The following is a 22,869-nucleotide window of genomic DNA, read 5'->3' on the forward strand; positions in this document are numbered from 1 at the left end:
ACAGACGGCCTCCTGATCTTGCGGACTGCGCGGTTGCGCAGCCCTTTGCACTCATTCATCTCAGGGCGGCAATAAGCTGGCCAAAGCGAGCTTCGCTTTTGGCCGCGGATTCTATGAGTTTGCCCTGTTTCAAAACAATAATGCGGTCGCATATGGATGCTTCACGCTCGATATGGGTTGCAATTAATAAAGTATGTCCCTCGGCCCGCTGGGCAAGCCGCAAAAGCACGTCTTGCGCGGTGGCCCGATCCAGACCTTCGGTCGGCTCGTCAAGCAGCCACAGCAGCGCATCGGTCAGAAAAAGCCGCGCCAGCGCAAGGCGCCTTGCCTGTCCGCCGGAAAGTCCCAGACCGCCCTCGCCTAACATCGTGTCCAGCCCCGCTGGCTGGGCTTCTATAAATTCGCCAAGGCCAGCCGCCTGCAAGGCCAGCAGGAGGTCTTCGTCACTTGCCTGGGGGTTGGCCAGTTGCAAATTGCTGCGAAGACTGTCCTGAAAAAGCTCGGTTCGCTGGGTCAGAAGCCTTGCCGGCACTGTGCGCACGCTCCCGCTTTCCGCTCCGATTTCTCCGGCCAAAACATTGAAAATCGTGGATTTCCCCGCTCCGCTGGCGCCGATAATGGCGACCCGCTCGCCTTGCGCGATTTCCAGATCGATTCCTTTAAGCGCTGCATCGCGCGTGCCATCATGACGGGCGACGAGCTGTTTCAGGCTTGCCGCGATGCCGGAACCCGGCAAAGGCAGAGTTTCGAATATATCGGATTCTTTTAGCTGCGGAGCGAGGCGTCGGGCGGCAAGAATGGTGCGGCCAAGCTCCATCGCGCCGCGCCGAAGGGCAAGAAACGGCTCCATCGCACCCAGAATGATGAGTATACCCAAAGCCGCCACCGGGGCGTTTATCTGGCCAGCCTGCACAAGCAGCCCCACGCCGACAAGCCCGCAGGAAAGCAGTCCCGCATGCAAGATGCCAAAAGCCGTTCCGGTCCGGATTTCAATGCGGTTCAACAGCCGATCCGCCGAGGCGATATAGCTATCGGCGCGCGTGATGGCAGCATTTTGCGCGTCTATTCGCCCGGCCATGAGCAGTTCGGTTTGACCAGCTACCAGATCAATGGTCCGCGCACGCAGCGCTTCGGTCCCTTTTGCCCGCCGGCGCATAGGTTTTTGCGATTGCCTTGCCGCCATGAACGGCAGGCCGATGCCCGCCGCCAGAAATGCCAGCCCGACAAGAAGCCCGAAAACCGGCGTCATGAGGCCGAGCGCCAGCCCGGCAATCAGCGCTGTCGCAAAAGCCGCGCCTGCCGGAACGATGACACGAAGATAAAGGGAATCGAGCGCATCAATATCAGCAGTCAACCGGAAGAGAAGCTGTGCGGGACGCTTGAGCAGGGCCTTAGCGCTTGCAGGCCTTGCCCAGCTGCGAAACAGTTTTTCGCGCAAGGCCGCAAGAATGGAGAGTGTGGCATCATGCGTAACCAGACGTTCCAGATAGCGCGCGCCCGTACGAATGATTGCCAGAAGCCGAATGCCAGCAGCCGGGGCAAACACATCAAACACAATGGCTGTGGCGACGCTCAGCCCTGCAATAGCAGTTGCAGTGATAAACCAGCCCGAAAGCCCCAGCAGCGCGATACCGGCAAGTACCGTTGCGGTAGCAACTAGAATGCCGGCATATAAGGCCAAGCCTCTGGTACGAAAAAAGAGGTGCAGGATGGGACGAAGTAATCGAAGCGCGTTCATTCCGCTGCCCTCTTCGGCCAGTATGGCTCATTTCCTCTCATATCATCAAGCCGGACGATACGATCCAGCCTGCGTGCAAGCATCTCGTCATGAGTGGAAATAATCAGGGTTTTGCCTTTGGCAAGGTCAAGCAGGCTATCGGCAATGCGCCTTGCAGTCTCATGATCGAGATGGGCGGTCGGCTCATCGGCAAGAATAATATCGGCCTGATCGTCAACCGCGATACGAGCCAATGCAAGGCGAAGCGCTTCGCCGCCCGAAAGCCCGGCCCCGTTTTCGCCGATCAGCCCATTACCGGTAACGCCTATAACATGGCTCAATTCGACTTGCCCGACGATGGATCTGGTTTGCTCAGCATCGACCGGGCGGCCCAGCGTGATATTATGACGGGCACTGCCCGCAAAAATATGCGGCTTCTGGCCCACCCAGCGCATTCTTTTCCGTAAGGCTGCGGCAGTCTCGTCCTCCAAGCTTACGCCGCCGATTTCGATTTTGCCCTTTTGCGGAGCGGCCAAACCGGCGATCAGCGCCAACAGGGTCGATTTACCATAGCCGCTTGGTGCAAGCACCGCGACATGCTCGCCCGCTTCTATATCGAGATCGAACCGGGTGAGAATATTTGCGCCGCCGGCATAGGCGAAATCGACGTCGCGCAGCACGATGGATGGGGCCTGATGCCCGCCGCCGTTTTCAGCCGATCCGCCATCTATGATGGACATATCATGGCGCGAAAGTTCTTCCAGCGCATCAATTGCCGCCTCGCCCGACGCCTTGTCATGCCAGACTGCGGACAGATCGCGCAAAGGTTCGAAGAAGGCGGGCGACAACAACAGGATGAACAATCCTTCGGCAAGGGTGAGCTTGTCTCCCCAGGCGCCGAAATTCAGCGGACCGAGAAGATGGAACCCGATATAGACCGCGACCATCGCAACGCCGAGCGCCGAAAACAGCTCCAGAACCGCCGATGACAGAAAGGCAATGCGCAGCACATTCATGGTCTTTGCGCGCAATGTTTCGGCATTGGCGCGCAGCCGCAATGCCGTCATGTCGACAGCATGAAAACTGCGGATCGTCGCAAGACCGCGCAGACGGTCGAGCAGGAATCCGTTCATATCGCCAAGCGCCACAAGCTGTTTTTCACTTGCCGCCTGCGCCCGCCAGCCGATCAGCGCCATGAAAATTGGAATGAGGGGTGCCGCGATGAACAAAATCAGCGCCGATACCCATGAAAACCATAAAACGACCGCGAGAATGACAAGCGGCAACAGCATGACGCGGAAACGGACCGGCGCAAAACGCGACAGATAAGGAACAATCATTTCCGCCTGTTCGGCAAGCATGCTGGCGGCTTCGCCAGAGGCCGGGCGGGATCGGTCGAGCGGCGAACGCCGGGAAAGAGCGAAAACGGCTTTTTCCCGCATTCGGGTAAGTTCCGCCCTCGCCGCATCATAGGCCATTGCCGCGCCGCGTTCATCCAGAAGGCTGCGAAGACAGCCGATGAGAAACAGGCCCGCTGCAAGATAATACAGCGTTGCGTCAAAGCCGGTATCGGCAAGCAGCCCCACGCCATAGGCCAGAAGGGCCGCCTGCGGCAGCCATAAAACCGCGGCCGCGGCCTGTATTCTCGCCCCCCTTTTTAGCTCAGGCGGAATTGCCCTGCCGCGCGCACGACGTTTTTTGCCTGCTTTGCCTGCCGGTCCGCCTACCGGTCCGCTTGCCGGTTCCGCCTGGGGGGTAACGGATGTCACTCTTGCTTAGGCTCCTTTTTGGCCGATGTCCGACCGCGTCCCAAGGCCACGATCTTATCCGTGGTCTCAAGGAAACGGGTGACTTTGGCGCCAAGCGCCAGAAGGCTCGTCAGTCTGTCCGTGTCGAGTTTCTTGACGTCGTCATACCAATTGGTCAGCCGCTCGATCAGGGCATACATGTCTTTCATGCGGTCCTGCGCATAGCGGTCCTTGTCGTCCTGCGGCTGCTCCATCAGCACTTCGCGCAGCACGCTCAGCGTGGGGTCGATCTCACGCTTCTTGCGCTCCTCCGCAAGCGTGCGCAGAATCTGCCACACATCTTCGGGCGTCGTATAAAAATCCCGACGATCGCCGGGTATGTGCTTGAGAATAACAAGATTCCATCCCTGCAACTCGCGAATACCCATCGAGACATTTGAACGCGAGACCCCAAGCGCCTCAACGATCTCATCGGCACAGAGCGGTTCTGTTGCAAGATAAAGCAAAGCGTATATCTGCCCTACAGTGCGATTGATGCCCCAACGGCTGCCCATCTCTCCAAAATGAAGCACAAACGACTGAACGATCGGTGATAATTCCAAGTTCCCTCTCCCGTAAATTCTGAATTTTCAGAAATTACTGAAAATCAGATAGACCATTTTCTCGGCTGCTTCAATCTGCACGCCCAAGAGCCATGTGCATCTGGTCAATTAGCCGCAGGTCTTCGCATTCCTCCCATGCGGTCGACCTTCACTTTAATTCGGAAGACGATGGAAGCTCCTTACTGTCATCTGTCTGGTCGCGGTGGATCACCGCGCGGCTCAACAGCATGAGTGTAACCGGCGTGGTAACAACCACAAAGACGGTAATCAGCACTTCATGGAAAATCGGCCTGGATTGCAGGATCGAGAAAAAGATGATCGATGCGATCAGAATGCCGCCTGCGCCGAAAGTCGAGCCGAGCGTGGGCGCGTGCAAGCGTTCATAAAAGCTTTTGAAGCGCACAAGCCCGATACACCCGATCAATGTCAGGGCCGCACCGGCAAGGAGAAAAAACGAAACGAGAATTGCCGCCCAGACTGGCAGTTCAGCGGTTGGGGTCATTCGATCACCTCGCCACGCATCAGGAATTTGGCCAAGGCCACGGTTCCGACGAAACTCAGCAGCGCAATGATCAGCGCCGCTTCGAAATAGATGATGGTTCCGGTGCGCATCCCGAAAGTCAGCAGAAGCAGCATCGAGTTCAGATAAAGCGCATCGGTTGCCAGAACCCGGTCCTGTGCCCGCGGACCGACCAGCAGCCGGTAAACTGTACAGCCCATTGCTGCCACGAGCATCAGCTGGGCGGCAAGCAGAGACCAGAAGATGATGACTGCACTCATGCCGATTTCTCCATTTAAGCCGGATTTTCCTCTGCGACAGGATCTTTCGCACCAAAAATGCGGATCAAAGGCTGTTCATATCTTTGCTTGATCGTATCGCGCCAGGCTTTCGCATCTTCGAGATCAAGCACATGGATTGTAAGCGTCTTGCGCGTCACATGATAGTCGACCCAGGCCGTTCCCGGCGTAGCCGTGATGATGCAAGCCAGGACTGCCAGCCCGAAGCGGTTTTCCAGATCGAGCGGAATGATGACGAAGCCGGGATGACGCTCATGCTGCCGGGACAAAATAAGCTTTGTTACGGCGATGTTGGAATGCAGAATGTCGATACTGACCGCGCCCAGCAGGGACAGCGCGGTGGAAACAGAGCGCACATGGTTCTTTTTAGGCTCCAGCGCGGTCATGACATGGCAGGCAAGCAATGCAATGGGTATGCCGAGCAAGAACTGCGCCCGCGTAAAGCCGTTGAGCAGCAGCCAGAATAAGACCAGCGAAACAAACAGCAGCGGGTAAGGCAGGATCTTTTTCATTGTGCTTCCACCTCCTCCCCGCCCGCGCGCGGCGCGGACAGTACACTGTCGATATAATCATCCGGACTATGCAGGGCACGCGCCGTTGCATCCATATATTGCATGGCCGGGCCTGCCGCGACGGTCAATGCCAGGCACAGCGCCAGCAAGCCGGCAATCGGCACCGCCTCTCGCACAAGAACGCGCGGCACATTGCCTTCCAGCGACGCCCAGAACGTGCGTATGCCCGTCCGGGTCATTGCAATCAGCGCCGAAAGACCCGAAAGCAGGATGAGCGTTATGAGCACCCAGCTTGCCGGGCTGACCGGCATGGCCAGTTGCGGCGTGCTGCCTTCGCCATTGAACACTGCGGCCAGAAGCAGGAATTTTGCGATGAAGCCCGAAAAAGGCGGCAGGCCGATCAGCAATATGGCGCAGATGGCGAAGAAAGTGCCAAGGATGGCAAGCGTGGCGGGCAGAACGGCGCCTACTTCCTCCTCTTCCTCTTCTTCCTCATCGTCGCCATAGGCTTCCATGGTGACGGCGAGAACGTTCGCAGCCGCATCCTGACCGCGTTCTATAAGCTCGATCAGCAAAAAGAAGGCGGCAATCGTCAGCGTTGAACTGATCATATAATAAAGTGCAGCCCCCGTCATCGCGGTATTGCCGCTGCCGATGGCAGCAAGCAGCGTGCCGGAAGAAACCAGAATGCTGTAGCTGGCAAGGCGCCCCATCGCCTGCGAAGCGACCACGCCGATCAGCCCGAATGCGAGCGTTACCATACCGCCATAATAAAGCCAGTCGTTGCCAAAGCCATAGGAAGGGCCGGCACCAAGACCGAAGAGCAGCGGCGACAGGCGCAGCAATACGTAGACGCCGACTTTACTCATAACGACAAAAATAGCCGCTACAGGTGCTGCCGCAGCGGTGTAGGTCGGAGCAAGCCAGAAATTGAGCGGCCACATGCCTGCCTTGATAAGAAAGGCCAGGCCAAGAATGGCGGCTCCTGCTTCCAGCAGCATGCGGTCATCAGCCGCCACCTGCGAAATACGTTGTGCAAGATCGGCCATGTTGAGCGTGCCGGTCACGCCGTAGATCAGGCTCACGCCAATCAGAAACAGGGACGAGGACACAAGGTTGATCGCAATATAATGCAGCCCTGCCTTGACGCGCGCCGGACCGGACCCATGCAGCGCCAGACCATAGGATGCGACCAGCAGGACCTCGAAGAAAACAAACAGATTGAACAGGTCGCCGGTCAGAAATGCGCCATTCAGCCCCATGAGCAGGAGCTGGAAAATCGTATGAAAATGCGGACTTGCCTTGTGCCAGTGCGCCAATGCAAAACTCAGGGCGGCCATTCCGAGCAGGCTGCTCAGGACGATCATGAGCGCGGATAATTGATCGAGCACGAGCACGATGCCGAATGGCGCTGGCCAGTTGCCGATCAGATAGACATCGGCGCGCGGGGCAATTGCCTGCGCCTCTTGAAGCAGCGCAACACAGATTCCGATCAAGACGAGGATCGACGCGGAGTTGATGGTCATTTTCAGCTTGCGCTTGCGCTCATCGAACATGAGCAGCACGGCTGCCGTTACAAGCGGCAGGAGAATAGGCATGAGAATGAGATGCGATTTCCAATCCATCATCAACTCTCCTTGCCGTCGACATGGTCGGTGCGGGTCAAGCCGCGCGAAGCAAGCAGAACGACCAGAAAAAGTGCCGTCGTGGCAAAGCCGATAACGATAGCCGTCAATACCAGCGCCTGCGGAACCGGATCGGCATATTGATCCGGCTGGACACTCAGGCCGGAGTCAAGCACTGGCGGCGCGTTCACGCGCAATCTGCCCATGGAGAAAATGAACAGATTGACCGCATAGGACATGAGCGACAAGCCGATGGCGACCTGAAAGGTTCGCGGGCGCAAGATCAGCCATACACCGGAAGCCATCAGAACGCCGATTGCGATCGAGAGAACCAGTTCCATCAGTTCTCCTCCTTCGCGGCTGCAATTTTCTCAACGCGGTGCTTGCGGATCGACTGGTGCGCAAGGGCGATGAGGATCAGCACCGTCGCGCCCACGACAAGCGTGAAAACGCCAAGATCGAAAAGAAGGGCGCTGGCCGCGGGCATTTTTCCAATATGCGGTATGTCGATATACTGGAAGTAGGACGTAAGGAATGGATAGCCGAACAGCCAGGCTCCCGCACCTGTCGCCGCAGCGGTGAGAAGCCCCATTGCGATCCAGCGCACGGGCAGGATACGCAGCCTGTCCTCCACCCAGCGGGTTCCCGATGCAAGATATTGCAGCAAGAAGGCGATTGCCAATGTGATGCCTGCGGCAAAGCCGCCGCCCGGCAGATCATGGCCGCGCAGGAAAAGATATACCGCCATGACGATAATAACCGGAAACAGCCATTTCATGATGACCGAAGGTACAGCGAGATAGTCCATCAATGTTTCGCCCGTGCTGCGGTCGGGCATGGCCTCGTCATAAGCATCCTGAATTTTCTGCTGCTCGGTGGAACCGGTGCTGTCCGGAGCAGGACGGAAGCGCCGCAGCAGGGCAAAAATCGTAAGGGCGACGATGCCCAGCACCGTGATTTCCCCGAAAGTATCGAAGGCACGGAAATCCACCAGAATAACGTTCACGACATTTTTGCCCCCGCCGCCCGAATAGGCGTTCTGGAGGAAAAAGTCGCCGATACTATCGGACAAGGAACGCGTCATCGTGGCATATGCGATGATAAACACACCGACGCCGCTGATGATCGCCAGCATGAAGTCGCGATAGCGGCGAATTCTCGGGCCGATCTTGATAGGCGCGGGATCGGGATCCTGCCAGCGCTTGGGCAGCCAGCGCAGGCCCAGCAGCAACAGGACCGTCGTTACGATCTCCACCAGCAATTGCGTCACGGCAAGATCGGGCGCGGACAGCCAGACAAAGGTGAGGCAGGTAACGAGACCCGCGCCGCCAAGCAGGATAAGTGCCGCCAGACGGTGGAATTTTGCCTGATAAGCCGCGCCGATCGCGCAAGCTCCGCCCAGCACCCACAAGGCTGCAAAGACCGGATCGACAGGCTGCACCGGAACGCCGCCAGCCTGAATACCGGTCGCCAGAATCGGCCATGCCGCGGCGACGATCGCGACCCCCACCACGATGCGCAGCTGCGGCTGAAGTCTGCGGGTGCTCAGGAAGCTTTCGGCCTTGCGCGCCCAGTTCCACGACAGGGTGACGAGCACGCGTTCGAAGATGCGCTGTCCCTGAAGATGACGCAGCAGCGGAGGGCCATCCTCACTGGTTGCAAGGTATTTTTTCAGCATCCAGTGCAGCAAAATACCGCCAATCATGGCGACGAAGCTCATCATGAGCGGCAGATTGAAACCGTGCCAGACCGCAAGGCTATATTGAGGCGTCGCATCGCCCAGCACCGACATGACCGCCGAATGCAGGAACGGGCCAATAATGATACCCGGAATGACCCCGATCAAAAGGCATAACAACACAAGAAGCTCGATCGGTCGCCGCATCCATGCGGGCGGCTCGTGCGGCTCCTTTGGCAGATCAACCGGCGGCGGACCGAAGAAGGTCGAATAGATAAAACGTATGGAATAGGCGACCGTGAACGCGCTTGCTATCGTCGCGACATAGGGCGTGATCGTATCGAGCCAGGAAGCCATATGCGTTTCAACGGCTTCGGCAAAGAACATCTCTTTCGAAAGGAAGCCGTTGAGAAGCGGAACGCCCGCCATGGACGCACTCGCGACCATTGCGAGCGTCGCCGTATAGGGCATTGCACGCAGCAGGCCACTCAGCTTGCGCATGTCGCGTGTGCCGGTTTCATGGTCGATAATGCCAGCTGCCATGAAGAGAGACGCCTTGAATATGGCGTGATTGACCATATGGAAGATCGCCGCGACGGTCGCAAGCGGGCTTCCCAGACTCAAAAGTGCCGTTATCAGGCCGAGATTGCTGATCGTCGAATAGGCCAGAAGCCCTTTCAGGTCTTGCTGGAACACGGCAAAAAAGCTTGCGATCAGCAGCGTCGTCAGTCCGCCGATCCCCAAAATCCAGAACCATTCTTCCGTACCCGCAAATACGGGCCAGAGGCGGGCAAGCAGGAACACCCCGGCCTTGACCATGGTTGCCGAATGCAGATAGGCGGAAACAGGCGTTGGCGCCGCCATGGCATTGGGCAGCCAGAAATGGAACGGAAACTGCGCACTTTTCGTAAAGGCGGCCATCAGGATCAGAATGAACGCGACAGTGTAAAGCGGGTGCGCGCGAATGAGATTGCCTGAAGAGAGCACCTCATCAAGATCGTAGCTGCCCACGATATGGCCCAGCAACACGACACCGGCGAGAAGACAGAAGCCGCCAATTCCGGTAACTGTCAGCGCCATGCGCGCCCCATCACGGGCGCTGGCGTTCTGATACCAGTAACCGATCAGCAGGAACGAAAAGATGCTGGTCAGCTCCCAAAAGACGGCGAGCAGAATTATATTGCCCGAAAGGACAATACCCAGCATTGCGCCCATGAAAGCCTGCAGAAAGGAAAAGAAGCGCGGAACCGGGTCTTCCGGCGACATGTAATAGCGCGCATAGACGACGACCAACAGGCCAATACCCGTAATGAGCATGGCGAAAAGCCAGGAAAAGCCATCCATGCGCAGGGTGACATTAAGGCCATAGGCAGGCACCCATTCGATCGTGCCGCGCAGCACATGACCATCCGAAACCACAGGATAGAGACTGGCGGTAATCACGAAGGCAACGAGCGCAATGGCTGCGGTAAACCAGGCGGAGCCGGTGCGATCCACTCCCTTGAAAAGCCCTGTTACTGCGCTACCCAGAAAGGGAAGAAGGACAAGCAAAAAAAGCATTCTGCCGTCCGTCGTCATGCGCCACAGGCCTCCATTCCGCAATCAAGGTTGACCCGAAGCAGGCACCGCTTATCAAAACAGCAACAGAACGCTCCGGTAGGGTGTTGAGAGGAATCATATATTCCGTTGGCCTTATTATGACCGGCTTAGGAATATTATGGCAATAGCTTTCAATAGCTTATCGCGAGAATTTGAATCATTTCAGTTTCATGACAACAAGAAATCCTGCCCGCTAATCATGCCGACGCATGCAAGCATTAAATTACGGACATATTGCCGCGTATATTTTTCAAAAGCATGACATGCGTCGCCAATTCAGCCGACGCCTTTGGCCAGTCTTTGCGCCTGAATGCGAAACGGGGATGGTCGACACTCCCAAGTTGCCCCCCGCTCCCGTCACCCCCGGCCCTCACAATATGTTGACAGTGTGTTTCATAAAACCGGGTTGGTTTAAACACTGCAATTACAATATCTAAGGTCAGGCTTTCAAACGCCCTTCACTCCCGGAAGGGCATCATGACCGCAGGAACAGGATATAAAATGAGCAACAGCTTTATCAATTCTCTCAAGCAGCGTCGCACCCAGTATGCTCTCGGCAAGAACATCTCCCTTTCCCATGAAGAGGTAGCCAAGCTCGTTAGCGATGCGATCAAGCATTCGCCTACGTCGTTTAATTCACAAAGTTCGCGCGCTGTTGTCCTGTTTGGTGCCCAGCATGAAAAGCTTTGGAATATCGCCAAGGAAGAACTGCGCAAGATCGTTCCGGCTGAATCTTTCGCCAGCACCGAAGCCAAGATCGACAGTTTTGCAGCAGGTGCCGGAACGGTTCTGTTCTTTGAAGATCAGGACGTCGTCAAAAACTTGCAGGAAAACTTTGCGCTTTATGCCGATAATTTCCCCATCTGGTCTGAACAGTCCGGCGGCATGGCTCAGTTCGCGGTCTGGCTGGCATTCTCCCACGCTGGCATCGGCGCGAGCCTCCAGCATTACAATCCCCTGATCGACGAAGAAGCAGCCAGGGAATGGGAGATTCCCGCCTCGTGGAAACTGCGCGCGCAGATGCCATTCGGCTCGAATGAACAGCCCTTTGGCGAAAAGACGTTCATTGAAGATTCTGAGCGTTTCAAGGCGTTCTTCTGATATAATTCGCCTTGACCGAATTTACATGAATAAGGCCGGATGCGATGAATTCGTATCCGGCCTTTAAATTTCAGCCCGGCCTGTGCGCCTTCACGACTGAAGGGTCTGTCTCGATGCGGCCCGCACCAATCAGATCAAGGCAATAGGGTATTGCCGGAAAAACCGCCTGCAACGTCATTTCAATAGATGCAGGCTTACCCGGCAGGTTGAGAATGAGGCTCTTGCCGCGTATGCCTGCGGTCTGGCGCGAAAGAATAGCCGTCGGGGTTTGCTCAAGGCTCTTTCGGCGCATCAATTCGCCAAAACCAGCCAGTTCCTTATGCAAGACCGCCTGCATGGCTTCCGGCGTTTCGTCACGCGGCGCAGGGCCGGTGCCGCCTGTAGTCAGCACAAGGTCACAGGCCAGATCATCGCATAGCTCAATCAACGTATCGCGCACCGATGCCATGCCATCCGGAATGACCCGGCGGATCACATCATATGGCGTGATCAGCGCATTTCTCAGCCAGGTTTCGATTGCGGGGCCGCTCAGATCCTCATATTCGCCGCGCGCGGCGCGGTCGGACACGGTGACGACTGCAATTTTCACGGCTTCTCCTTTTAAACTGCCTGCAAATGGGCTTATACGGCCTCGTGCAAAGCTTGTGAAGCTTGCATGTCGCGGCGACTTTACAGAAGGACAAAAACCCTATTGCTTTCATGTCGAACTCGCGCTTCAATCATCGAAGGAGGGCAGGATGCCATTTCGGGAAAGCCGGTATCAGGGAGTTTTCAAGCCTGACGATCTGCAGATATTACAGGCTGCATATGATCGTTGTTGCCTGTTGCTCGATCGCCGCCCGACGACCGACGAGGATAGCGACAAACTCGCCCGCACGATTATCCGGGCATTCCAGTCTGGTCAGCATGCGCCGGAAAGAATTGCAGAAATTGTGACGCGCCCTGAATTGTCCCCTCAATTAGAGCACCGATCTGATCCAATCGGATCGAAGCGAGCTCTGGAACAGCCATAAATTATCAATCTTTCTATGCTAAAGTGCTAATTGATGCCTCATGCATTGCATGAAACCATAAGCAGACTCTAAATAGCCCGTGCAGCCATAGTGTGAAATATATGCCGTTTTCGAGAGACTATTATTTTAAGCGATTCAACACTACCGAGCTTGAAATGCTACAGGCGGCTTATCACAGTGCCTGCATGGAGCTTGGGCGCTGTCCTGTAACGTCAGCGCATAAGGACGACATGGCGCGTGCCATCATCCAGATTTATGAATGCGGCATTCTTAACCCCAACCGTATCGCTCAAATCATGGTCAAGGCGGAAAGCGTCAAACCGCGACCGTTAATGCAGGAACCTTTTGCGGCGACACGCGCGGTTCCTGCCAAACACGCCTGAAGATTTCGCACCATCGAGTGAATTCCCGCCCGGCTTTCTTAAGAGTTTCGTAAACTTTGGATTCAGTTTTATCCGATAGACTATGATTTGCAGTCTGCTCGCAAGGGCATTGCAAGTGTTGGTCGAAGGCAGATGGCTTCCGCTTCAGAACGCCAATTATGCCTGGTTTGTGTGCGAGTATCATGCGTTTTTCGGTTGTGACGGCAATTGCACTTGGCTGCACTGCTCTTGTGGGCTGCACCTCAAGCTCCGGTATTGACAGCCTCATGCTGCAACCGTCGGCGGAAACCACCAATTCGATTGCCCGGCCCGTGCCGCCGGCTCCCTTGACCGAAATTACCGCTACCGAACAGATAGCACCGGCTGCACCGCAGCAGGAAATCCTCGCCTGGGCGGGACCCGTGCCCGATGCCGCGCCGTTCCAGAACCAGCCGCCAGCGCCTGTGCCCGAATACAAGCCCCAACAAGCAGCGCCCGTCCCGGTTTCGCTGCCCCGACCGGAAGTGGCGGCTTATCCGGCTGTTCGTTTGGCACCGCAGCAACGTTCGAAAGTTTACAGCCAGCGTTTTCGCGACGCCAAGCCAATTAATTTTGGCCATAAATCGCCCAAAAAACATGCAGTGCACGGGGTGGATGTGTCGCGCTGGCAGGGAGAAATCGATTGGGCTACATTGCGCCAGCATGGAGCCAATTTTGTCTACATCAAAGCAACCGATGGCGGCGATCATCTCGATCCGATGTTCCGAAAGAACTGGCGGGACGCAAAGGCTGCTGGTCTGAAGCGCGGCGCTTATCACTTTTTCTATTGGTGCCGCGTTGCAAGCCAGCAGGCCGACTGGTTTATCCGCAATGTACCTAAAGATCCCGACGCACTGCCCCCCGTCATTGATGTGGAGTGGAACGGCGATTCATCCTGCAAGCGGCGTCCATCGCGCAAACAGGTGCTGGAAAAGATGCAGGTCTTCATGGACAAGCTCGAACGCCATTACGGCAAGCGTCCCGTGATCTATACCGCGCCCGACTTTTATGCCGATAATCTCAAAGGCGCGTTTACCGATTATCCTTTCTGGTTGCGCGCCGTCGCCCAACACCCTTCCAAGGTCTATCCCGGCCGCCAATGGGTGTTCTGGCAATATTCCGGCTCCGGTCTGTCGCAGGGCGTCAACGGAAAAATCGACCTCAATGTCTTCCATGGCAATGAAAACGAATGGCATCGATGGCTATCGAACTTCGCCAGCTAAAGCATGTCGCCCGAAAGTGGGAACCGGTTTCGGGATAACGACATGCGTAAGGAGCGAAGCTGAAAGATCGCGACACGCTTTAGAACCCGTGGATAGCAGTTTAAACTGCGTTTCATGAGCCTCACCTCATAATGGTGAAGCTCACGCCAGATTACACCCGTTCACATTTGTGTAAAACGGGTTGCGCTCTGCGTAACAGGCTGTTACATTTCGTTACGGTTTGAAATCTTGGAACCAGATGAAAGGGGCATCGTGGTTCAGGGAGTTGGACAATGAGCGATATTACAAGAACAGCACTCATCTATGGCATGATGATCATTTCGCTGAATACGGCGCTGGCCATCGGTCTTCTCGGCTTGGATATTCTGCATTAAAGCAGTGTCAGCGAAAACCTGCCGAACCTGATTTATCTATTGGCCACTATCATCAAAACTATATTTTGCCCTCCAGGCAAGCATGAAAAAGGACGCTCCTGTTGTATCAGAAGCGTCCTTTTCTTTTTGAATTCAAAATCATTGCGAGGCACCATAGGCGAATTTCAGCCCCTCACCCAGCTTGCAATCAAAACTCCTGGGTTCTCCAATCGGCTCGTAGGTATTCGGTGACAGCATCTTGACGCTGATCTTGGCCTTCTGATCAGCGGAAACCTCATAACGGACAAATTCGATGACGGGCGCATTGTCAGGATGCACCGTGAAATGCGTGTTGGAAAATACGATAGTTTCGTTGGGTGCCTGAATATTCATGAATGAATCGATGGCAAAACCACCGATGATTTCGGGCGAATTATGCTTGTCTCCCGAAGATTGATCGCATTTTGCAGCATATAAAAGAGCTGTCGTACGGGTTCCGGCAAGAAGATGATGTTTGAATTGCCCGAACTGGTCCATATCGTCAGCATGAGCCAATCCCATGGTACTCATAATCGCCGCCACGACTGCAAGTCCGCTATTCCAGCGCATGATCCATCTCCATGTTTGATCTATGCGCTAGAATTATCCCAATCGCAGGTCATTGCTATCCCAAACAATGGCCTGCAATTGGATCAGAGAATGAGAACTTAGCGGATACGGCCCTGACTTTGCGGATCGAAGAACACCGCCTTGTCGAGATTGAATGCCAGCCGCGCTGCTTCACCGGCTGCAATCCGCGCATCGGCGCGCAGGCGGGCAACCACGTGCTTGCCGCCAAGGCGCGTTACCGCAAACGTATCCGACCCGGCAGGCTCCACCACGTCGATCAGGCAATCGCCCTCGACAACGGATCCTGCATTGCGGTCGGCGCCATCCGGGTCGGTGAGCGCCTCAGGCCGGATGCCGAAAACGACCTCCTTACCCGCATAATCCGCCAGTCCCGCCGGAGCATTTTTCAAGACGAGTTTGAGCGGTTCGCTCTCGCCGCGGTCCAAAAGGATTGCCATATCGGCTGCGTTCTTCTCGACACGCACATTGAGCAGGTTCATGGCAGGCGATCCCATGAAATCGGCAACAAACATATTGGACGGGTCATTATAAATCTGCGCCGGCGTTCCGAACTGTTGCAGAAAGCCGTCCTTGAGGACCGCGATCTTGCTTGCAAGGGTCATGGCCTCGATCTGGTCATGTGTCACATAGACGATGGTCGTCTTCATGCGGCTATGCAGCCGCTTGATCTCGGTGCGCATATCGACACGAAGCTTGGCATCGAGATTGGAAAGCGGCTCATCAAACAAAAACACCTGCGGATTGCGCACCAATGCCCGCCCCATGGCGACGCGCTGGCGCTGCCCGCCTGAAAGCTGGCTCGGCTTGCGATCCAGAAGATGCCCGATCTGAAGCATATCGGCCACTTCGTGAATGGCCTTATCGCGCTCGGCTTTAGGCACTTTGCGGATTTCCATGCCAAAGGCGATATTTCCCGCCACGGTCATATTGGGATAAAGCGCATAAGACTGAAACACCATTGCGATGTCGCGCTGCGAAGGATGGAGGCTCGCCACCGATTTTCCATTGATGGCAATGTCACCGGAGGTAATCGGCTCAAGCCCTGCAATCGTATTAAGCAGCGTGGACTTGCCGCAACCCGATGGCCCGACCAGCACCAGAAACCCGCCTTCATCGATTTCGAGATTGATGTCCTTGAGAACCGGAACCGCGCCATAGGACTTGTAGAGGTCTGTGATTTTCAGAAATGACATTTTAAAGTTATCCCTTGACCGCACCGGACATCAGACCGCGCACAAAGTAGCGACCCGAAACGATATAGACGATCAATGTTGGCAAGGCGGCCAGAATGGCGCCTGCGAAATGAACGTTGTATTCCTTGACGCCGGTGGATGAGGAAACGAGATTGTTGAGCGCGACCGTCATCGGCGTCGAATGCGCGCCGGAGAAGGAAGCGCCGAACAGGAAGTCGTTCCAGATATTGGTGAACTGCCAGATTACCGACACCACGATGATCGGGCCGGAAGAAGGCAGAAGAATGCGCCAGAAAATCTGGAAAAAGCTCGCGCCGTCAATCTGCGCCGCGCGCACCAGTTCAGTCGGGAAAGCCTCGTAATAATTGCGGAAATACAGCGTCGTAAAGCCGATGCCATAGACCACATGGACGAGGATCAGGCCCCAGATCGTACCGGCAATTCCCAGAAAGCCCAGAACACGCGCCATTGGGATGAGCACGATCTGGAACGGAATGAAGCACGATAGCAGCAGCAGCCCGAAGAAGATGTTCGAACCGGGAAAGCGCCACTTGGTCAGCACATAGCCATTCAGCGCCCCGAGAATCGTGGAGATTGCGACGGCAGGCACGACCATCAGGATCGAATTGATGAAAAACGGTTTGAGCCCCGTTGGCTGCACGCCGATTTGTGCCGTGGACCACGCCGAAAGCCATGGTGCGATCGTCCATTGCTGCGGCAGGTTCAGCATGCCGCCCTGCCTTATCTCTTCAAGGGGTTTGAACGAATTCACCACCATCACGTAGAGCGGCAGCAGATAGTAGAAAGCAAACAGCAGCAGCGCTGAATAGATCAAAGCGCGGGTCAGCCTGCCGCTATTGATGGCATTTTCCTGGGTCGGGGCACTCATGAACGTGGCCCTCCGCGAAGTTCGGAATAGAGATAGGGGATGATGATCGAGAAAATCATCGCCAGCATGATGATGGCCGAGGAAGCACCAATACCCATCTGGTTGCGGGTGAATGTATAGGAATACATGAAGGTCGCGGGCAGCTCTGTCGCCTGCCCCGGCCCGCCGCCGGTCAGGGCGATCACAAGATCGTAAGCCTTGATCGCAAGATGCGCCAGCACCACGAAAGCCGAAAGAAACACCGGACGCATCAGGGGGATGATGATGCGGCGATAGATGGTCGCGGTCGATGCCCCGTCGATCTGTGCCGCCTTGATGATCTCGTTATCGACGCCACGCAGGCCGGCCAGGAACATGGCCATCACGAAACCGGAGGATTGCCACACCGCCGCGATCACCAGACAATAGATCGCCATCGTGTTGCTCTTGATCCAGTTGAAGGAAAAACTTTCCCAGCCCCACAGATGCATGGTGTTCTCAAGGCCGATGCCCGGATCGAGAAACCATTTCCATGCCGTGCCGGTGACGATGAAGGATAACGCCATCGGATAGAGATAGATGGGACGCAATACGCCTTCACCGCGGATTTTCTGATCGAGCAGGATCGCAAGAAACAGGCCGATAACCGAACAGATGATGATGTATAACGAGGCGAAAATCGCAAGATTGGTAATCGCCCGCCACCAATGCGGCAAAGCCCAGAGCTTTTCGTAATTAGCCAGACCAACGAAGCCATAGGATGGCAACATGCGGCTATTGGTGAGAGACAGAACACCTGTATAGATAATAAAACCGTATACGAAGACGAGCACGATCAGAAAGCTCGGCGCCAGAACCAGTTTGGGCACCAGTTCCTGTAGTCGGCTGTTACGCTGCATATTCACGTCATCCTGTTATATTGTAGGAGCCCCGCCATAAATCGGGATGCGCAGACAGCAGCGCCGGGGAAGTCCCCGGCGCTGTTGCTCTTTACTGTGCAGCCGCAACAGCGGAAACCAGTTCCTGGACGGCATCTTCCGAAGAAAGCTGGCCATTGAACTGGCGCGTCACGACGTCATAAATCGCGTTCTTAACGGAAGCGGGATTGGCATAGCCATGTGCCATCGAACCCAGCATCGTGCCTTTTTCGTTCGCTTCCCTGACGTCAGCGATGGCCTTCTTGCCGCAAGCGTCGAAATCGGTGTCAGGCACGTCTGTACGCGCGGGAGCCGATCCCTTGACCACGTTGAATGCCGACTGGAATACCGGGCTTTCGATAGCGGACGCCATTTCCATCTGCGCCGGAACCTTGTCCTCGGAGACCTTGAACATCGCAAACACGTCGGAGTTGAAAGTCACTGCACCCTGCGTTTCAGGATAGCGAACGCAGACGAAATCCTCACCCGGCTTCTTGCCGGCCTTCAGGAACTCGCCCTTTGCCCAGTCGCCCATGAACTGAACGCCGGCCTTGTCCTCGATAACCATGGCCGAAGCCAGATTCCAGTCGCGGCCGGAGAAGTTGTCATCGACATAGGAACGCAGTTTCGTCATGCGGTCGAAAGCTTCCTTCATCGTATCGCTGCCCAGGGTTTCCGGGTCGAGATCGATAAAGGCCTTCTTGTAGAAATCAGTGCCGAAGGAAAGAACAACCGCATCAAAAATTGTCGCGTCCTGCCATGGCTGGCCGCCATGGGCGATCGGCGTGATGCCCTGCTCCTTGAAATTGTCGAGCATAGCGATCAGTTCGTCCCAGTTGGTCGGCTCCTTGCCGCCCGCCTTGTCGAGAGCGGCCTTGTTGATCCACATCCAGTTGGTGGTGTGAATGTTCACAGGCGCGGCGATCCAGTGGCCGTCATATTTTGCAAAGTCCTGCAAAGGACCGGGAATAACCTTGTCCCAGCCTTCCTTGTTGGCCACCTCATCAAGATTGCCAAGTACGCCCTGCTCCGCCCAGTCGCGAATATCGAAACCGAGCATCTGCACGGCGGTTGGGGCATTGCCTGCCGTGACACGGGCGCGAAGCACGGTCATGGCTTCGGTGCCGCCGCCGCCGGCAACAGGCATATCCGTCCAGCTGATGCCCTTCGATTCAAGGTCTTTCTTCAGGACGTCGAGCGCCGCAGCTTCACCGCCGGAAGTCCACCAATGCAGGACCTCCACATTTTGCTTCTCCTGCGCGATTGCGACAGGAGCTAAAGCGGCAATCATGGCGCAGGTGGCTGTCCCCAACGCCGCCATTTTGAAAAACTTCTGCATGTCTACCTCCCAATAGGACCAAACAAAACTAAATATGACGGGCGAACTTTCACGCTTTTAAACGGCACGCGGCAGTCTGCCCGAATAAGATGAATCCGCGCCTTTCGGCACAGATCGGGTCAAAGGGTTCGGCCATTTCGACCCGCTATATTCTTGCCGCACCAGCTTGCCGAAGCTTGTGCCTGTGCGACAATTCCTTTCGCAATTTTTGAAAATCCTCCTGAGCGTCGTCTGCTCAAAACCTCCATCCCGCCTTCCGTTCCACCCAATTGACAGCGTTGTCTTTTTAGGATGCAGATCATCCCCAAGACAAGATGTGCCCTTAGGATAGGCCCAAATACCGGATGGCTGTCAATATGGGCTGCACGAGAAAATTGAAGATATTTATGAGATGCCTGCGAAGCGCTTGGGAAAAGACTATAATTTTCTTTTAAAATCATAATTTTAAAGCATGTACTGTATCCATCCTGATAAGTTGGGATGCCGGCGCGGTTGCGCCCTTCAGCCCTGTTGTGCCTGTCCGGGAGCGGCTTTCTCTCCGATGTTTTATTTGGGCTGGACAAACGACATGAAAATACATAATTTTCGGGCGCTTGCACGATGATGTGCAGGCTGTTCTCGGGGCGGGGTGAGATTCCCCACCGGCGGTATGAAGAGCAATCTTCGAGCCCGCGAGCGCTTGAAACGAAGAGATGATTCGTCTCTTTATTTCAGGGTCAGCAGATCCGGTGAGATGCCGGAGCCGACGGTCATAGTCCGGATGAAAGAGAGCGAATGAACGTGGTCCCGCGCGGGCTTGCGTTCCTTTGTACGCCCTGATTCTAGTTTCGCGAGGAATCTATGAACCAGAGCTATCCGAACAAGACATCCTTCAAGATTGCATTCATTCAGGCCCGCTGGCATGCGGAAATAGTCGATGAAGCGCGCAAGAGTTTTATTGCCGAGCTTGAAAAGCAGGCAGGCAGCAACGTGGAAGTCGAGGTTTTTGACGTACCCGGCGCTTATGAAATACCGCTTCAAGCCAAGATGCTTGCCAAGACCGGCCGATATGCGGCCATCGTCGGAGCAGCCTTTGTGATCGATGGCGGCATATATCGCCATGACTTTGTCGCAGCTGCCGTAATCAATGGCATGATGCAGGTACAGCTTGAGACCGAAGTGCCTGTGCTTAGCGTCTCGCTTACCCCGCATCATTTTCATGACAGCAAGGAACACCGCGATTTCTTCTTCGCCCACTTCAAGGTGAAGGGCGTGGAAGCAGCCCATGCGGCGCTGCAAATCATTGGCGAACGCAGCCGTATCGCAGCCTTGGCATGACTGTTTAAAGCGTGTCGCGATCTTTCAGATTCGCTCCTTACGCTTTAAGTTATTGTTTTAACGCATGTCGTTATCCCGAAACCGGTTCCCACTTTCGGGCGACATGCTTTAGACCGGACTTAACCTGACGAAGTCCGGTCACTACCCGAAATACGCTGCGGATGGGTATAAATATCGAAATCATTGCCCCGCACCAGCGCCACGAGCGTCAGATTGGCCTCTTGCGCCATGCGGATAGCCAGCGCGGTCGGCGCAGAAACAGCGGCAAGCAGCGGCACTCCTAAAATCGCGGCCTTTTGCACCAGTTCGACGGAAATGCGGCTGGTGATTACCACCAGTCCGCGATCCGCTGGCTGGTCGGCGCGCGCGAGTGCGCCAATGAGCTTATCGAGCGCATTATGGCGTCCCACATCTTCGCGAGCGGCAAGAAGCCCCTCGCCCGGCAAATAGAACCCGGCTCCATGGACAGCGCGGGTCTGTGCATTCAGTCGCTGCGCCGCCCCCAGCGATTCCATGGCTAAAATAATATCATGCGCGTCAAAACTGCCCGCATCAGGAGCCAGTGGCGTAACCGGGCGCAGGGCCTGATCGATCGAATCTATCCCGCACAGGCCGCACCCGACCGGCCCGGCCATGAAACGCCGCCGCGCCGTCAGTCTTTCATTGGGCTGGTCGCCCAGCCAGATTTGTACATCAATGCCCTTGTCATAGGTCTTGATACCCAGATCTTCAACTTCGGATATGTTCGAGATGATAGCTTCCGTGAGACTGAAGCCTATCGCGAAATCTTCCAGATCGGCGGGCGTGGCCATCATGACCGCATGTGTGGTGCCGTTATAACTTATGGCCACCGCCACTTCTTCCGGCACATTTCGCTGGCCATTTTGAAAATTGCCCTCGCGATATGCCCAATGTGGCGCAACCCGGCTGATCTTTTGCGTCACCATGTCTCCCCCCCTGCCCCTGAAGCATGTCGCCCGAAAGTGGGAACCGGTTTCGGATAACGACATGCGTAAAAACAACAACTTAAAGCGCGTCCCGAAAAGTGTGAAACGGTTTTCGGAAAAGATGCGCGTTAAAACAAAAACTGAAAGCGTAAGGAGCGAATCTGAAAGATCGCGACACGCTTTAACTGCGGCTCCAGCATTCATCGGTTCAGTTTCATGTGGCATGAAAAGCCGTTTTATGTAAGGTGCCTGTGAACAGGAAAGCGCGCAGACGCCAAGCGAGGAAATCATGGATATTCGCCAGATCGACGAAAATTATTCGGTCGCCGGACAGATCAACCCCGATGACGTGCGGGATATTGCAGCGGAAGGATTTCAGGCCATAATCTGCAACCGCCCCGATGGAGAAGGCGGTGCCGATCAGCCCGATTTTGCGGAAATCGCCCGCGTTGCCGAAAAAGCCGGATTAAAGACCTATTATGTTCCGGTGGCAGGCGGACAGCTGACGCAGGATGATGTCGATGCAATGCGTGCAGCGCTTGATGAGGCGGAAGGCCCGGTCCTGGCCTATTGCCGTTCGGGGACGCGCTCTACGAATATTTACGGTATCGTGCAGAGCCAAAAGCGCGGATAAAGAATGAACGAAGGCTGTAAGGGCGATGAAGGCGCGAAGGCATATCGATCGTCTTTGCAAACATGGCCATCATCGTCCTGAAAACCTTGGACCTGAATATTTGCCCCGGCGCACGGAAACATGCCGTGGCTGGGTATTGTGCACTGTATATTGCCGGTAATAGCTCAGGCCCGTGCGAATGACCGTGGCTGCGACACCGCCGCCAACCATCAGCCAGCCCAGCAGCTGCGGCCAATTGAATGTGTCGAGGCCGCTGCTCAACGCGACGACGAGAACGCCCCCCCACAAAAGTGCCGCCGTGCGGCGCCAGAAGACCGGATTGAGCTCGTCAAACACGGCTTTCCACAAAGAATGCACCAGACAGGCAAAGAAGAGCGCCGCCGCCAGGCCAATATTGAGCAGCTCTATCGGCAGCCATTGTTGTGTATTCAGCATTGCTTCCATCATCCAGGCAACTCGCGATTTACACGGCCTCGCTTCAGCGGGCTAGAACATGCTCGCGATTTTGTTTCGATTGCGTCCATTGAGCTTCCGCTTTATGGCTGCATCGTGTTAGAAGCATGGAAAACCTTACATAATACAGTCACATATTATTGCGATCACGCGAAATATCGTGTTGAAATCATTAGGTTATCTTCATCAAAACAGATCCCG

Annotated in this window: 23 protein-coding genes and 1 riboswitch; of the genes, 6 read left to right on the top strand and 17 right to left on the bottom strand. The window is 55.6% G+C overall.

Going from position 1 to position 22,869, the window contains the following annotated elements:
* Positions 1-55: 55 nt before the first annotated feature.
* The 9 genes from cydC to DKP76_RS06325 all read right to left on the bottom strand — a co-directional run bounded on the left by cydC (position 56) and on the right by DKP76_RS06325 (position 10,258).
* Positions 56-1,738, bottom strand: a complete 1,683-nt coding sequence (gene cydC, locus DKP76_RS06285) for a thiol reductant ABC exporter subunit CydC (protein ID WP_109705583.1) — start codon at positions 1,736-1,738, stop codon at positions 56-58.
* Complete coding sequence (gene cydD / locus DKP76_RS06290; RefSeq protein ID WP_109705584.1) at positions 1,735-3,486, bottom strand: thiol reductant ABC exporter subunit CydD; 1,752 nt, start codon at positions 3,484-3,486, stop codon at positions 1,735-1,737. Before cydD ends, cydC begins: the two co-directional genes overlap by 4 nt.
* Entirely contained in the window at positions 3,483-4,067 is a 585-nt protein-coding gene (locus DKP76_RS06295) for a GbsR/MarR family transcriptional regulator (RefSeq protein WP_199224760.1), read from the bottom strand. The genes cydD and DKP76_RS06295 overlap by 4 nt, the downstream gene beginning before the upstream one ends.
* 148 nt (positions 4,068-4,215) lie before the next feature.
* The gene (gene mnhG / locus DKP76_RS06300; RefSeq protein WP_109705586.1) at positions 4,216-4,569 is read right to left on the bottom strand and encodes a monovalent cation/H(+) antiporter subunit G; all 354 of its coding nucleotides are present in this window, start codon (positions 4,567-4,569) and stop codon (positions 4,216-4,218) included.
* A complete protein-coding gene (locus DKP76_RS06305; RefSeq protein ID WP_109705587.1) occupies positions 4,566-4,847 on the bottom strand; it encodes a K+/H+ antiporter subunit F in 282 nt (93 codons plus the stop codon). Before DKP76_RS06305 ends, mnhG begins: the two co-directional genes overlap by 4 nt.
* A gap of 14 nt (positions 4,848-4,861) precedes the next feature.
* Entirely contained in the window at positions 4,862-5,377 is a 516-nt protein-coding gene (locus tag DKP76_RS06310) for a Na+/H+ antiporter subunit E (protein ID WP_109705588.1), read from the bottom strand.
* Positions 5,374-7,002, bottom strand: a complete 1,629-nt coding sequence (locus DKP76_RS06315; protein ID WP_109705869.1) for a monovalent cation/H+ antiporter subunit D — start codon at positions 7,000-7,002, stop codon at positions 5,374-5,376. Before DKP76_RS06315 ends, DKP76_RS06310 begins: the two co-directional genes overlap by 4 nt.
* Positions 7,003-7,004: 2 nt before the next feature.
* On the bottom strand, positions 7,005-7,343 hold the full coding sequence (locus DKP76_RS06320) for a Na+/H+ antiporter subunit C (RefSeq protein ID WP_109705589.1): 339 nt from the start codon (positions 7,341-7,343) through the stop codon (positions 7,005-7,007).
* Complete coding sequence (locus DKP76_RS06325) at positions 7,343-10,258, bottom strand: monovalent cation/H+ antiporter subunit A (RefSeq protein WP_109705590.1); 2,916 nt, start codon at positions 10,256-10,258, stop codon at positions 7,343-7,345. The genes DKP76_RS06320 and DKP76_RS06325 overlap by 1 nt, the downstream gene beginning before the upstream one ends.
* Before the next feature lie 522 nt (positions 10,259-10,780).
* On the opposite strand from DKP76_RS06325, the gene DKP76_RS06330 reads away from it, so the two are divergent.
* Positions 10,781-11,380 carry a nitroreductase family protein gene (locus DKP76_RS06330; RefSeq protein WP_109705591.1) on the top strand — a complete coding sequence of 200 codons (600 nt, stop codon included), beginning with the start codon at positions 10,781-10,783 and terminating at the stop codon, positions 11,378-11,380.
* Positions 11,381-11,450: 70 nt separating this feature from the next.
* On the opposite strand, the gene mog is transcribed toward DKP76_RS06330, so the two are convergent.
* Entirely contained in the window at positions 11,451-11,969 is a 519-nt protein-coding gene (gene mog / locus DKP76_RS06335) for a molybdopterin adenylyltransferase (RefSeq protein WP_109705592.1), read from the bottom strand.
* Positions 11,970-12,117: 148 nt separating this feature from the next.
* On the opposite strand from mog, the gene DKP76_RS06340 reads away from it, so the two are divergent.
* The 3 genes from DKP76_RS06340 to DKP76_RS06350 all read left to right on the top strand — a co-directional run bounded on the left by DKP76_RS06340 (position 12,118) and on the right by DKP76_RS06350 (position 14,017).
* Positions 12,118-12,393, top strand: a complete 276-nt coding sequence (locus DKP76_RS06340; protein WP_109705593.1) for a hypothetical protein — start codon at positions 12,118-12,120, stop codon at positions 12,391-12,393.
* Between the two features lie 101 nt (positions 12,394-12,494).
* Entirely contained in the window at positions 12,495-12,776 is a 282-nt protein-coding gene (locus DKP76_RS06345; RefSeq protein WP_109705594.1) for a hypothetical protein, read from the top strand.
* Between the two features lie 182 nt (positions 12,777-12,958).
* On the top strand, positions 12,959-14,017 hold the full coding sequence (locus tag DKP76_RS06350; RefSeq protein ID WP_109705595.1) for a glycoside hydrolase family 25 protein: 1,059 nt from the start codon (positions 12,959-12,961) through the stop codon (positions 14,015-14,017).
* A 512-nt stretch (positions 14,018-14,529) separates the two neighbouring features.
* Here DKP76_RS06350 and DKP76_RS06355 read toward each other — a convergent pair.
* The 5 genes from DKP76_RS06355 to DKP76_RS06375 form a co-directional block, all read right to left on the bottom strand.
* Positions 14,530-14,979, bottom strand: a complete 450-nt coding sequence (locus tag DKP76_RS06355) for a VirK family protein (protein ID WP_109705596.1) — start codon at positions 14,977-14,979, stop codon at positions 14,530-14,532.
* A gap of 98 nt (positions 14,980-15,077) precedes the next feature.
* Entirely contained in the window at positions 15,078-16,193 is a 1,116-nt protein-coding gene (locus DKP76_RS06360; RefSeq protein ID WP_109705597.1) for an ABC transporter ATP-binding protein, read from the bottom strand.
* A 7-nt stretch (positions 16,194-16,200) separates the two neighbouring features.
* Positions 16,201-17,082, bottom strand: coding sequence for a carbohydrate ABC transporter permease (locus DKP76_RS06365; protein ID WP_109705598.1), 882 nt, complete (start codon positions 17,080-17,082; stop codon positions 16,201-16,203).
* Positions 17,079-17,960, bottom strand: a complete 882-nt coding sequence (locus tag DKP76_RS06370) for a carbohydrate ABC transporter permease (protein ID WP_109705599.1) — start codon at positions 17,958-17,960, stop codon at positions 17,079-17,081. The genes DKP76_RS06365 and DKP76_RS06370 overlap by 4 nt, the downstream gene beginning before the upstream one ends.
* A 91-nt stretch (positions 17,961-18,051) precedes the next feature.
* Positions 18,052-19,317, bottom strand: a complete 1,266-nt coding sequence (locus DKP76_RS06375) for an ABC transporter substrate-binding protein (RefSeq protein WP_109705600.1) — start codon at positions 19,315-19,317, stop codon at positions 18,052-18,054.
* 610 nt (positions 19,318-19,927) lie between these two features.
* Positions 19,928-20,093, top strand: a riboswitch (FMN riboswitch).
* Positions 20,094-20,157: 64 nt separating this feature from the next.
* On the opposite strand from DKP76_RS06375, the gene DKP76_RS06380 reads away from it, so the two are divergent.
* Positions 20,158-20,634 carry a 6,7-dimethyl-8-ribityllumazine synthase gene (locus DKP76_RS06380; RefSeq protein ID WP_109705601.1) on the top strand — a complete coding sequence of 159 codons (477 nt, stop codon included), beginning with the start codon at positions 20,158-20,160 and terminating at the stop codon, positions 20,632-20,634.
* Positions 20,635-20,753: 119 nt separating this feature from the next.
* On the opposite strand, the gene fdhD is transcribed toward DKP76_RS06380, so the two are convergent.
* Entirely contained in the window at positions 20,754-21,581 is an 828-nt protein-coding gene (fdhD, locus tag DKP76_RS06385; protein ID WP_109705602.1) for a formate dehydrogenase accessory sulfurtransferase FdhD, read from the bottom strand.
* A 289-nt stretch (positions 21,582-21,870) separates the two neighbouring features.
* On the opposite strand from fdhD, the gene DKP76_RS06395 reads away from it, so the two are divergent.
* The gene (locus DKP76_RS06395; protein ID WP_109705604.1) at positions 21,871-22,215 is read left to right on the top strand and encodes a protein tyrosine phosphatase family protein; all 345 of its coding nucleotides are present in this window, start codon (positions 21,871-21,873) and stop codon (positions 22,213-22,215) included.
* Between the two features lie 69 nt (positions 22,216-22,284).
* Here DKP76_RS06395 and DKP76_RS06400 read toward each other — a convergent pair whose 3' ends face one another.
* Positions 22,285-22,650, bottom strand: coding sequence for a hypothetical protein (locus DKP76_RS06400; RefSeq protein ID WP_245410158.1), 366 nt, complete (start codon positions 22,648-22,650; stop codon positions 22,285-22,287).
* Positions 22,651-22,869 lie beyond the last annotated feature (219 nt).

The organism is Falsochrobactrum shanghaiense (assembly GCF_003149535.1).
GTDB lineage: Bacteria > Pseudomonadota > Alphaproteobacteria > Rhizobiales > Rhizobiaceae > Brucella > Brucella shanghaiense.